At 31.2% G+C, this 12,344-nt stretch carries 15 protein-coding genes; 5 read left to right on the top strand and 10 right to left on the bottom strand.

Annotation, left to right across the window (positions count from 1 at the left end):
• The first annotated feature begins 60 nt into the window (after nucleotides 1-60).
• The 4 genes from B4H69_RS04850 (at nucleotide 61) to B4H69_RS04835 (ending at nucleotide 3,794) form a co-directional block, all read left to right on the top strand.
• Nucleotides 61-1,842: an aminopeptidase P family protein gene (locus B4H69_RS04850; protein ID WP_291092954.1), complete on the top strand. Its 1,782-nt coding sequence runs from the start codon at nucleotides 61-63 to the stop codon at nucleotides 1,840-1,842.
• Between the two features lie 133 nt (nucleotides 1,843-1,975).
• The gene (locus B4H69_RS04845; RefSeq protein ID WP_291092951.1) at nucleotides 1,976-2,356 is read left to right on the top strand and encodes a Fur family transcriptional regulator; all 381 of its coding nucleotides are present in this window, start codon (nucleotides 1,976-1,978) and stop codon (nucleotides 2,354-2,356) included.
• Nucleotides 2,344-3,090, top strand: coding sequence for a class I SAM-dependent methyltransferase (locus tag B4H69_RS04840; protein ID WP_291092948.1), 747 nt, complete (start codon nucleotides 2,344-2,346; stop codon nucleotides 3,088-3,090). Before B4H69_RS04845 ends, B4H69_RS04840 begins: the two co-directional genes overlap by 13 nt.
• The gene (locus B4H69_RS04835) at nucleotides 3,087-3,794 is read left to right on the top strand and encodes a ZIP family metal transporter (protein ID WP_221855878.1); all 708 of its coding nucleotides are present in this window, start codon (nucleotides 3,087-3,089) and stop codon (nucleotides 3,792-3,794) included. Before B4H69_RS04840 ends, B4H69_RS04835 begins: the two co-directional genes overlap by 4 nt.
• A gap of 44 nt (nucleotides 3,795-3,838) precedes the next feature.
• On the opposite strand, the gene B4H69_RS04830 is transcribed toward B4H69_RS04835, so the two are convergent.
• The 3 genes from B4H69_RS04830 to B4H69_RS04820 form a co-directional block, all read right to left on the bottom strand.
• Nucleotides 3,839-4,432, bottom strand: a complete 594-nt coding sequence (locus B4H69_RS04830; RefSeq protein ID WP_291092946.1) for a hypothetical protein — start codon at nucleotides 4,430-4,432, stop codon at nucleotides 3,839-3,841.
• A gap of 113 nt (nucleotides 4,433-4,545) precedes the next feature.
• On the bottom strand, nucleotides 4,546-5,094 hold the full coding sequence (locus B4H69_RS04825; RefSeq protein WP_291092959.1) for a pseudouridine synthase: 549 nt from the start codon (nucleotides 5,092-5,094) through the stop codon (nucleotides 4,546-4,548).
• A gap of 12 nt (nucleotides 5,095-5,106) precedes the next feature.
• Complete coding sequence (locus tag B4H69_RS04820; RefSeq protein ID WP_291092943.1) at nucleotides 5,107-5,244, bottom strand: hypothetical protein; 138 nt, start codon at nucleotides 5,242-5,244, stop codon at nucleotides 5,107-5,109.
• A 71-nt stretch (nucleotides 5,245-5,315) separates the two neighbouring features.
• Between B4H69_RS04820 and B4H69_RS04815 the strand changes: the two genes are divergently transcribed.
• Nucleotides 5,316-6,059 carry a hypothetical protein gene (locus B4H69_RS04815; RefSeq protein WP_291092940.1) on the top strand — a complete coding sequence of 248 codons (744 nt, stop codon included), beginning with the start codon at nucleotides 5,316-5,318 and terminating at the stop codon, nucleotides 6,057-6,059.
• Here the strand turns inward: B4H69_RS04815 and B4H69_RS04810 are convergent.
• The 7 genes from B4H69_RS04810 to B4H69_RS04780 all read right to left on the bottom strand — a co-directional run bounded on the left by B4H69_RS04810 (nucleotide 6,056) and on the right by B4H69_RS04780 (nucleotide 12,297).
• A complete protein-coding gene (locus tag B4H69_RS04810; protein WP_291092937.1) occupies nucleotides 6,056-6,970 on the bottom strand; it encodes a tetratricopeptide repeat protein in 915 nt (304 codons plus the stop codon). The two genes, B4H69_RS04815 and B4H69_RS04810, sit on opposite strands and share 4 nt — an antisense overlap.
• 81 nt (nucleotides 6,971-7,051) lie before the next feature.
• Nucleotides 7,052-8,452 carry a dihydrolipoyl dehydrogenase gene (gene lpdA, locus B4H69_RS04805; RefSeq protein WP_038331480.1) on the bottom strand — a complete coding sequence of 467 codons (1,401 nt, stop codon included), beginning with the start codon at nucleotides 8,450-8,452 and terminating at the stop codon, nucleotides 7,052-7,054.
• 272 nt (nucleotides 8,453-8,724) lie between these two features.
• A complete protein-coding gene (locus tag B4H69_RS04800) occupies nucleotides 8,725-8,862 on the bottom strand; it encodes a hypothetical protein (RefSeq protein ID WP_180904562.1) in 138 nt (45 codons plus the stop codon).
• Between the two features lie 113 nt (nucleotides 8,863-8,975).
• Nucleotides 8,976-9,344 carry a hypothetical protein gene (locus tag B4H69_RS04795; protein WP_147280003.1) on the bottom strand — a complete coding sequence of 123 codons (369 nt, stop codon included), beginning with the start codon at nucleotides 9,342-9,344 and terminating at the stop codon, nucleotides 8,976-8,978.
• A 4-nt stretch (nucleotides 9,345-9,348) separates the two neighbouring features.
• On the bottom strand, nucleotides 9,349-9,729 hold the full coding sequence (locus B4H69_RS04790; RefSeq protein WP_115000754.1) for a hypothetical protein: 381 nt from the start codon (nucleotides 9,727-9,729) through the stop codon (nucleotides 9,349-9,351).
• 594 nt (nucleotides 9,730-10,323) lie between these two features.
• On the bottom strand, nucleotides 10,324-11,337 hold the full coding sequence (locus B4H69_RS04785; protein ID WP_038331461.1) for a beta-ketoacyl-ACP synthase III: 1,014 nt from the start codon (nucleotides 11,335-11,337) through the stop codon (nucleotides 10,324-10,326).
• Between the two features lie 84 nt (nucleotides 11,338-11,421).
• Nucleotides 11,422-12,297, bottom strand: coding sequence for a DMT family transporter (locus tag B4H69_RS04780; protein ID WP_038331459.1), 876 nt, complete (start codon nucleotides 12,295-12,297; stop codon nucleotides 11,422-11,424).
• Nucleotides 12,298-12,344 lie beyond the last annotated feature (47 nt).

Raw genomic sequence — 12,344 nt, 5'->3', positions numbered from 1 at the left:
CATCGACATTCTTCGTACCTTTCGGCTATTAAAGTTTAATTTTTTAGAATTCGATATAAAATGGAAAAAATCACAGATCGTCTTTCAGCTTTGAGAGAGGTTATGAAACAAAGTGGGGTTAGCGCAACAATTATTCCGGGAACAGATCCACACGGAAGCGAATATTTACCAAATCGTTGGAAAGAGCGTACATGGATTTCAGGCTTTAATGGTTCGGCTGGAACTGCAGTTGTTACGTTAGAAAAAGCGGCTGTTTGGACAGATTCGAGATATTTTATTCAGGCAGAAGATAAATTAAAAGACACGACTTTTGAGTTGATGAAAATGAGAATGCCAGAAACTCCTTCTATCAACGAATGGATTATCTCTCAACTAAAAGAAGGAGAAGTTGTAGGTCTTAATCCACAAATGTTTGCGCACAATGCTTTTGCAGAAAATTTTAAAGAGTTTTCATTTAATCAACTTTCAGTAAAAAATATTGATTTAATTGATTTAGCTTGGCAAAATCGTCCTGCTTTACCAGAGAATCCGTTTTATATTTATGATGTAAAATTTGCTGGAAAATCAGCTTCAGAAAAAATTTCGGAAGTACGCAATGAGATGAAAAAAGCGAATACAAATGTATATATCATGAATTCGTTGGACGAAATTGCGTGGTTATTTAATATTCGTGGAAATGATGTTAACTATAATCCATTGACAATTTCGTATGCTGCTGTAGATACAGAAAACGCTTATTTATTTATAGATGAAGCGAAAGTAACTCCAGAAACAAAAACTGCTTTAGCAAATGAAGGAATTACAATTCAACCTTATTTAGCGATATATGATTATTTAAAAAATCAGAACGAAAAATCACATGTATTGGTAGATGGAAATCGAATCAATCAGTCATTATACGAAGCAATTTCAGCTTCGTCAACAATTAATTTAGTTGCTTCTCCAGTAACAAACTTAAAATCTGTTAAAAATGAAATCGAGCAAGAAGGTTTCAGAAATGCTATGGTAAAAGATGGTGTTGCTTTAACTAAATTCTTCATGTGGTTAGAAGAAAATATCGACAATAATATTAATGAAGTTACAGTTGATGAGCAATTGAAATTTTTCCGTTCTCAACAGGAAAATTGTAAAGGTGCAAGTTTCGGAACAATCTGTGGTTACGCGGATCACGGAGCAATGAACCACTACTCTGCTTCGCCTGAAACTGCTTATACATTAGGTCGCAAAGAAATGTTATTAATCGATTCTGGAGCTCAGTTTTTGGAAGGAACAACAGATATTACGCGTACATTGATGTTAGGAGAACCAACGGCGCAACAAAAAACAGATTATACTTTAGTTCTAAAAGGAAATATTGGTTTATCAGAAGCTATTTTTCCTGTTAATTCTCGTGGTTCTTTATTAGATGTTTTGTCGCGTAAAGCGCTTTGGGAAAACGGTTTCAATTATGGTCACGGAACTGGACACGGAGTTGGTCATTTCTTATGTGTGCACGAAGGTCCACAAAGTATTCGTTTAGAGGAGAATTTAACGCCACTAAAAGCTGGAATGGTGCTTTCTAACGAGCCTGGTTTGTATCGTGATGGCGAATACGGAATTAGAATTGAGAATCTAATGATTGTTCAACCTGCGATGTCTACTCAATTTGGTGATTTCTTGAAGTTTGAGATTATTACAGTTTTCCCAATTGAGAAAAATTTGATTGATGTTAATTTAATGGCAAACGAAGAAATTACATGGTTAAATACTTATCATCAATTTGTTTTCGAGAAAATTTCTCCATTCTTAGAAGAAAAAGAAACTGCTTGGTTAAAAGAAAAATGTGAGGCTATTTTGAAGTAAATCAATTTAATTTTAACAAAAAGCCATTCTGAACTCATTTCAGAATCAAACATAAAAAAATCCTATTCACTTTCGAATAGGATTTTTTATTTCACATAAAATTTGTATTATTGCAACATATTTGCATTAAGAAATGAAAAGACGAAATACACCAACCAAACAAGCGGTTATTGATTTGTTCAATTCGTGTACGACTGCATTAAATCAGGAACAAATTGAAACGCAATTACAAGGAAAAATGGACAGAGCAACGATTTATCGTATTCTGAATAATTTTTGCGAAGACGGAATAATGCATAAAGTTGTGGGAGATGACGGCGTAAATTATTTTGCCATGTGCAAAACGTGTTGCGAACATACACAGCATCACCACGATCATTTTCATTTTCGTTGCACGACTTGCAATCAACTTATTTGTTTAAAAGAAGAAATAAAAATTAATTTACCCGAAGGATTTTCGATGCAAGATTGCAATTGCGTCATCACAGGAACTTGCCCAAATTGCCAAAAATAACAACAATGGATTTACAATGGTTTGTAAAATGGTTTAACTCGCCATATTATCATATTTTATACAAGAACAGAAGTCTTACAGAAGCGGAAGATTTTATTCAAAAAATCACGAAATATTTACAGCTTCCACAACAAGCAAAAGTGTTAGATTTAGCTTGTGGAAAGGGACGACACGCTATTACATTAAATAAATTAGGTTTTGATGTTTTAGGTATCGATTTATCTGAAGAAAGTATTAAATACGCCAAACAATTTGAAAATGAATATTTAAAATTTGAAAAACATGATATGCGCGAAGTCTATCATCCAAACGAATTTGATGCAGTTTTCAATCTTTTTACAAGTTTTGGTTATTTTGAGAATTATGAAGATAATTTTAAAGTTTTTGAAGCTGTAAAACAACAAATCAAATCGCATGGAATCTTTGTTTTAGATTATTTGAATGCTGAAAAAGTAGTTTCGACAATGATTCCTTATGAAGAAAAACTGATTGATGGAGTTTTATTCAAAATCACAAAATCTGTCGAAAATGGTTTTATCAAAAAAGAAATTGATTTCGCAGATAAAGGTGAAACATTTCATTTTGAAGAGTTTGTTCGTTTAATTTATTTCAACGATTTCAAAAAAATATACGAAACAGAAGGTTTTATTTTAGATAAAGTATTTGGAAATTATAATCTTGATGCTTTTGATGAACAAACTTCTGACCGATTAATTTTAGTTTTAAACAAATGAAAGAAAGTTTAATCTTAATTTCAAGTGTGTTAATTGGAGTTTTATTTTCGCGAATATTACTCAAAAATAAACACAACTCAAAACTGCTGCTGACCTTTAGTGGAGCATATTTCTTAGCGATGACCGTTTTAGAAATTTTACCGCAAGTCTATGGACATCCATCTGAAAATCATAGTCATCATTCGATAGGATTGTTTGTTTTATTAGGTGTTGTTGTGCAATATATTTTAGAAACGATCAGTAAAGGCGTTGAGCACGGACATATTCATTTACACAAAAAAGAGCAATTTCCTTTCGGAATTTTTGGCGGATTGTTTTTACATTCAATTATCGAAGGAATCCCTGTTGCAAATGCAGAATCTCACAATTTTATGTGGGCAATTTTTGTTCATAATATTCCAGTTTCGATGATTTTGTTTAGCGCACTATGTCAACATACAGAATCTAACGCAAAACGTTTTCTGTTTATGACTTTGTTTGCATTAGCCGCTCCAATGGGATATTTCTTAGGAAAACATACCATTATTTCTAATTATTCTTTGGAAATGAGCGCAATTGTTTCGGGAATATTTTTACATATTTCAACCGTAATTTTGTTCGAAAGTAATGAAGGACACAAATTTAATCTGAAAAAATTCGGTTCTATTTTGGTCGGATTTATTCTCGCTTATCTCACGGTTTCTATGCATGTGCATTCACATTAAAAATAACAAAAAAGAAGTTCAATTTTGAACTTCTTTTTCGTTTATTATAACATTTTTCGATGATCTAAAACCAAAATTTCGCCATTCGAAACAAATTTCCATTTTTGATCTTTCTTGCATTCGGAATTTGGAGTAACAGATTTAATATCAAATTCAACTTCTTTGTTCTTCATCAAAATTGAAGTATGATAATCGCATTCGCCAATTTTTACATTAGTTGAAACATTATCATTTGCCAATAAATCCGTTTCTGGAATAGATTTTATTGCTTCATTTATAATATTCAAATCTAATTCATTGTAAATCAAATCAAAATTATCTGTGACTAAATTTGTTGATAATCGAAACGAATTTGCTTCAACATCTGTCCTAATCGCAGTATTTTTGGTATTCAAATCTAATTCTTCGATACGTTTTGGACAATCCAAATAATCTGGAATTTTTTGCGCTTGTTTAGTTTGTAAATCTTTCTGAAAAGCTTTAAGTTCAGAAAATAATTGTTTTTTTTCGGATGAAGCTTCTTTAAATTCTGTTGTTTCTGTTAATTCTTGTTGAGTAAGCTTTTTAATTTCAGGTTTATTTTCTGAACAATTAAATAAAAGAAATAAAGTAAAAAATGAGTAAAAATAATGTTTCATAAGCAAGAGTTTTTGGTCTTACAATTTTACGAAATATTATTCTCAATTTCAATTATTTAACGTCTGAATTTTAAATTTTATATAAATGATAAATTGAAAAACATTAATTAAGATTATTTATATTTTTCTAAATCCAAACCAAGAATATCTCCAACTTTAGAAAATTCTTCATTTATCTTAGCATTCAAAATTAGTTGTTCATTTGTTATTGGATGATTAAATACCAATTGATGAGCGTGAAGCATCATTCCTTTCAATCCAAAAATCTCCAACCACAATTTATTTTGTTTATTACAACCATGCGGGCGACTTCCTAAAATTGGATGAAAAATATGACGAAAATGCTTGCGTAATTGATGCATACGACCAGTTTCGGGAATTGCTTCTACCAAACAATAACGTGAAGTCGGATGACTGTTATACTCTAAATCAATTTCGGCAGTTTGCAAACGATGAAAATAGGTAATTGCATTTTGCTTTACACCATCATCATTCGTCAAATCATAATCAATCGTCATTTCTTCGGGAGCCCAACCACGCAAAATAGCCAAGTATTTTTTCTCAACTTCGCGTGTTGCAAATCGATCATTCATAACTTTTAAACTTTCCTTATCTAAAGCAAAAAGCAAAACTCCTGAAGTTTTGCGATCCAAACGATGAATAGGATAAACATGTTACCCACCGATTTGATTGCGTAATTCTTGAACCGCAAAAACAGATGCATCACGAGCATAAAAAGATTTGTGAACCAACAATCCGCTCGGTTTGTTAATGGCAATAATATATTCGTCTTGATAAAGAATTTCTAACATTTGGCAAAAATAGAAAGTTATTTTCGGTTAGAAAATAGAACAGTCTTATATTTATTGTTTAATAAAATTGAATGAAAAAAGGATTGATTATTGGAAAAGGTTGGTTTGGATCGAGATTAGAAAAGTATTTAGAAAAGCAATTTTTGATTGAAACTACGAAACGAATTTCGGATGCAGAAAATTGTTTTTCAATCGATTTTGATAATTATAAAGCTGAGAAAATCTCATCGAATTATAACTTTGTTATTGTGACAATTCCATTTGGAAGAAGAAATAATTTAGAAGATTTACAACAACGGTTTCAACACTTGATTGACTTTTTAGGAGATTATAACAATCAACTTATTTTGTTAAGTTCAACAGCTATTTATCCTGAAAATAATGAAATTATTTCTGAAAGCTCAATTGAAACTATTTATTTAAATAATCCTTATTATTCAATTGAAAATCAATTAAAAGAAAAATTTAATCAATTGATTATTTTACGCTTAGGCGGATTAATGGGAGACGATAGATTTCTTTCTAAATATATAGATTTAAATAGTCAAAATCTATCTCAAATGGTGAATCATATACATTATCTAGATATTTGCCAAGTGATCGAAAAAATGATTAATTCAAATAAAAATTCATCCATTTATAATATTGTTGCACCAAAACATCCTACCAAAGAAGAAGTGTTAGAATATCAATTAAACAAAAAAATTATTATTTCTAAAAATAGAGAAGGAAAAATAATTTCAAGTCAAAAAATTCAAGACGAGTTTAATTATGAATTTCTTTATCCAAATCCTATTTACTTTAAGGAAAACTAATTTCTTCTCTTTCGTTCTTTTGCTTTAAAAACAAAAAAGAAAATTATTATTGATAAAAGAGTAATTAATATTGTATCCCAATTTTTCTGAAAGAATTTTTTTAACGAATTTTCTTCATTACTATTAGATGATGAATAAGATTTTATTGATTTTGATTCTTCTATTCTTCTGTCAATTAATTCGTTTGAAAATCCGTATTGTTTGGCTATTTCATAAACTTCTTTTGCTTCCTTCTCTCCTAATAATAAAAGAATATTACCATAATCAAATAACAATTGAGCCATTATTTCATCTTTTGGCTGAATAAAGGAACGTCTTTCATTCAATTGAAAATAAAGCTGATTTTTTAGACTATTCAAATCCTCTTTACTTAATGTTGAAACTGGAAAATCTTCATTTCCAAAATCTCTATTAATCAAACTTTCGCTTGATAATTGTAATTGTTTCAACTTAATTTTTAGAATATTTTGATGAATCCATTCCGATTTATTATGCGAATCTGGATTTAAAACCAAAGCTTTCGAAATCCATTTTAAAGCATTTTCATTATCACCAATCAATTCGTATGCAGTTCCAATATTAGAAGCTGTAGAATATCTGTTTGGATATTTTTTCTCAACTTCTAAATACAAATCTATCGCTTGTTGATATTTTCTTTGCAAAATCAAAATCAAACCTTTATCACTAAGTAAATCAGCGTCAGGTTTTACAGCTAACAAACTATCAATTTTCTTTAAATCATTATCCAAATTCTCTGTATAAAACGTGTGTCCATGCGGAATATTACCTTCTCTATCTTCATAAATATAAGAATCTGTAGAAAGTATTTTACTCTCTCCATTTAAACAAGCTAAAGAAAATGTAGATGCAGTAAGAGAAATCAGAACAAATAGACTTTTTAAATATTTCATTTTTTGGAATTAATGCTTAAAAATAACAAAAAAAGCTGCTCTTACGAACAGCTTTTTAGAATTTATCTTAAATCTATTTGATTAAGCGTGAATTGGACGATTGTCTGTTGCAGCTAAAGCAGCTTCTTTGATCGCTTCTGAGAATGTTGGGTGAGCATGAGACATTCTTGTTAAATCCTCTGCAGATGCACGGAATTCCATTGCTACAACTCCTTCTGCAATTAAATCTGCAGCACGAGCACCAATAATATGCATTCCTAAGATTTCGTCTGTGTTTTTATCAGCTAAAATTTTAGCAAAACCATCTGTATCCATAGATGCACGAGCACGTCCTAAAGCTTTGAATGGGAAAGAACCAACTTTGTATTCTACTCCTTCTTCTTTTAATTGCTCTTCTGTTTTACCAACTCCTGCAACTTCTGGCCAAGTATAAACAACACCAGGAATTAAGTTATAGTTAATATGAGGTTTTTGACCTGCTAATTGCTCAGCAACTAAAACACCTTCTTCTTCTGCTTTGTGTGCTAACATTGCACCAGCAACAACGTCACCAATCGCATAAATGTTAGAAACATTCGTTTGTAAGTGATCGTTTGTTTTGATACGACCTCTTTCGTCAACCTCTACTCCTACATTTTCTAAACCTAAAGATCCTGTGAAAGCACGACGACCAACAGCTACTAAAGCGTAATCTCCGTTAATTTCAATTTCTTCTCCTTTTTTAGAAGTTGCTTTTAATGTAACATCATTTCCGTTATTTACAACAGAAGTTACACCTGTAGAAGTGTGGAATTTCATTCCTTGTTTTTTCAATACTTTTGTCAATTCTTTAGACAAAGCACCATCCATTCCTGGAATAACGCGGTCTGCATATTCTACAACTGTTACTTGAGAACCTAAACGTAAGTAAACAGATCCTAACTCTAATCCGATAACACCACCACCGATAACGATTAAGTGTTTCGGAACTTCTGTTAAAGCTAATGCTTCTGTAGAAGTGATGATACGAGTTTTATCTGTTGGTGCAAATGGTAATTCAGATGAAACTGATCCAGTTGCGATGATTGTATTTTTAGCTTCAATTTCTTGAGTAGAACCGTCTTTAGCAGTTACAACGATATGAGTTGCGTCTTTAAAAGCACCTGTTCCTTCTAAAACATCAATATTATTTTTACTCATCAAGTATTTGATACCAGCTACGTTAGTATCTACAACACCTACCTTGCGAGCAATCATTTGAGTGAAGTTTACCTTTGGAGCATCGATTTCGATTCCGTGCTCTTTAAAGTGATTTACAGCATCGTAATAGTGGTGAGAAGAATCTAATAAAGCTTTTGACGGAATACATCCTACGTTAAGACATGTACCTCCTAAACTTTCTTTCTCGATAATTGCTGTTTTAAATCCTAATTGCGCTGCGCGAATAGCTGCAACATATCCTCCAGGTCCAGCACCAATTACGGCTACATCATAAGAACTCATATAGTTTTATTTTGATTTATTATTATAATTAATTTAAACTCTACAAATATAACCAATATCGAATAGATTTTCGTTATAAAATTGTAATGAATTTTGTTAGGAAATTGGGAAAAGTATTGATACAATTATTATAGTTTTCAGTTCTTAATTTTTTTAAAAAAACTTATAAATTTTTCTATTCAATTAAAATCTCAATTTTCCCCTTGATGTTTCTATCAAAGAGATTTTTTTATAAAACAAAAACCTCAGACAAAATCTGAGGTTTATTAAACTTATTCTATTTGTTGAAACTCTTCCCAAAGTTCGTTTACTCTTTCTTGGTTAGGAATACCATCGCTACCAACTAACTTACATTTTGAATCGATATAATCTAAGAAATCATCATCTAATGAAGGTAATCTCAGACTCATACTACTATTTCTCATAGTAACTCCCGAAACATTTATTCCTTCTCTTATATAAATATTATCATTTTTAAAAAGCTTAATAAGACTATTATATGGATTAGAATAATCTTTAATTTTTATAAACTTTTCTTTTTGTTTGAAAAATTCCCAGTATATATATAAATAAACCAGTAATTTATTACCCTTCCACCTATTAGATTTTCATCAATTTTAAATTTATCTTTAAAATTGTTAAAAAAAACTTCAAAAGAAGTTAGCTCTTTTAAGAAATCCTCATTAACATCTTTAATAAGATTATTTTCTTGTAAATTTAGAGATGTCCCAAATGGTCTGTAATCAGTACCTAATAATTCTTTCCATTCTTTTAGGTGTGAAATATAATCTTTAAATAATAAAATACTAGAAACCTTATTTTCATTATTCAAATTAAATATATTCGAAGATTTTTTATATAAATCTTCAAAAATTAAATCTACATTTTTCATAATGCTAAGACATTTTAGTACCATTAAGTGGTGGCGTAAGTAAAAAATCTCTCCAACCAATCACGATTTCTTTGAAGTCTTGTGTTGGTATTGATATAGAATAAGTTTCTTCAGACCAAGCCCCAACAAATCGTACTTCATTTTGATAAATTAGGATAAGTACCGTTGTACTTCCTGACTCAATTTCACTATTTTGATTCGTAAGTGCTTCATCTATATCTGCTAATAATCCATGTTCATTACTATCAATATCTTCCGCTTTCCATTCATATAAAAGATTTGTTAATTGATCTATATTTGTCTCTGGAAATTTATCTATTTCTCCGTCTTCATCAACTCTATTTTGAAAATTGAGTTTATACTTTTCTATTAATTCTCTAATCATACTCCATATTTTTTAAATTAATTTATATTGTAAACTTAACTTTCAAAAAATTCTTTCCACGAAAGCAATATTTCTTTCCATTCTACTTTTGAAATAGATTCAACCAAAAAAGTTTCGTAAATCCCTCCAATTCTTTCATAAAACTATAGTTAACAATCAAATATACCAAAAAATAACAATCAATACCCATTATTGTAATAACTACAATTCTATAAATTATCTCCCACTTTCGCTCGTGTTTTCTTCCACCGTTCTTCGACGAGAATGCCGTTTTTCCGAAGATTCGTCGAACAATGGTCGAACGATGGTCGAACAAGCTAAAAATCGACCAAAAAGACGAATCTTATCTACCTATGATGAATAGAGGTTTAGCGAGGTTTTTATTTTACTACAATACTATTATTGAATAAAAAACAACCGGACAAAAGTGGACAAATGTGGACAGAAGCGGACAAATGCGGACACAAAATGGCGTTTTTGTAAATGATGTTGTTTCTATTGCTAACTTTATGAATATAACCAAAAAACCCTTCACTTTTCAGTGAAGGGTTTTTCATATATTCTAAATTCGTAAATCTAATTTCTAACTTATGTTTACCAGTTCATCAACACAGAACCCCATGTAAATCCAGCTCCAAAAGCAGTCATCATTACTAAGTCTCCTTTTTTGATTTTACCTTCTTGCTTTGCCTCACTCAATGCAATCGGAATAGAGGCTGCTGTTGTATTTCCATAACGCATAATGTTGTTGTAGACTTTCTCATCAGGTAATCCCAATTGTTTTTGTACAAATTGAGAAATACGCAAATTCGCTTGATGTGGAATAAATAAATCTAAATCTTCTGGCTTTTTATTTGCAGCCGATAAAGCTTCGATAATTGATTCAGGAAAACGAGTTACCGCATGTTTGAAAACATAGTTTCCATTCATATATGGATAAATTTCTTTTTTAGTTAAAGTGTTTCCTTCTTTCAATAATTCATCCGACCAACCTGTTTTTGTTCCTGGGAAAGTAACTGCTAATTCTTCAGCAAATTCTCCTTCAGAATGTAAATTCGTCGATAAAATTCCACGTCCTTCTTCTTCCGATGCCGAAACAATTACCGCTCCTGCTCCATCTCCAAAAATTACTGAAACACCACGACCTTCATCCGACATATCCAATCCGAATGAATGAACTTCTGCTCCAATCACCAAAATATTTTTGTAAACACCAGCCTTGATAAAAGCATCAGCAGTTGATAACGCATACACAAAACCAGAACATTGATTACGAATATCCATTGCCCCAATCGTACGACAACCTAACTCTTTTTGTACCAACACACCATTTCCAGGGAAATAGTAATCGGGAGATAAAGTCGCAAATAAGATAAAATCGATATCTTGAGCAGTGATTCCTGCATCTTCTAACGCATTTTTAGCCGCAATAACACCCAAATCTGTAGACGAAATCTTAGAACCTGGCTCGATATGTCTTCTTTCGACAATCCCTGTACGTTCCTGAATCCATTCGTCATTGGTGTCCATCACCTCAGCTAAATCAAAGTTTGTAACAACTCTTTCGGGAACATAATGCCCAACACCTGTAATAATAGAGTGTATCATGTGATTATGGTTTACTTTTCAATTGAAGCAAAGATATTAAATGATAAGCATTCTTTAAAACAAATGCGTCTTTTTGACAATAAATTATTTAGAAAATCTTGTTTTTAATATTCCGTTCATAATGATAGAAAGTACCATTACCCCTGTAGCAATATAAAATATAGGATTCATATGTTCTGAATCTCCAAAAATAAGACTTGCCAAAATGATGCCATAAACTGGTTCTAAATTTACGTTCAGCATCAACGTAAAAGCACTTACATGTTTCAGTAAATCAACTGATTCTATTTGTGCAAAAGCTGTAAAAATGACGCCAAGCAACGTCAGCCATCCTAAGTTTGACCAACTGATATTTACAACTTCAGAAATAGCTTCTGGTTGAAAAAGAATCATCACCACCGAAAGCGTGATCACTCCACCAATCATTTCGTATAAAGTAACTTTAGTCGGTTTGATTGATTTTGGTAATCTCGAATTAAGAACTGCAAACAATGCGGAAAGGAAACTACATAGAATACCGATGATAATTCCTAATTTATAATCTTCTGGCGATGCATTAAAAATAACAGCTACACAAGCAGAAACGATTATGGCAAGAATAATTTCGAGCAGATTAATTTTTCGTTTAAAGAAAATAGGTTCTAAAATCGCACTAAAAAGCGCGCCCATCGATAATGTACTCAACGCAATTGAGATATTAGAAAGTTTGATTGACAAATAAAATGTAAACCAATGTATTCCTACAATTCCACCAATAGCAAGTAATCTCAATAATTCGTTTTTGGTCACTTTGAAATCCATTTTTCTGAATTTCATATAGATAAAAACAGCAATTGCCCCAATAAGAACACGATACCAAACCATTGGCAACGCACTCATTGTGACTAATTTTCCGAAAACTCCTGTAAATCCCCAAAGAAGTACGAGAAACTGCAACCGAAGTTGAACTTTTGAAATCATTCTAAGCCTTTTTCGCAAAAGTAGAGTTTAATTCTATATTGCTAAAA

The sequence above is a fragment of the Empedobacter sp. UBA6745 genome (assembly GCF_002453775.1).
Classification (GTDB): domain Bacteria; phylum Bacteroidota; class Bacteroidia; order Flavobacteriales; family Weeksellaceae; genus Empedobacter; species Empedobacter falsenii_C.
Note: the sequence above shows the minus strand (reverse complement) of the source record. Positions and strands in the feature narration are given on the sequence as shown.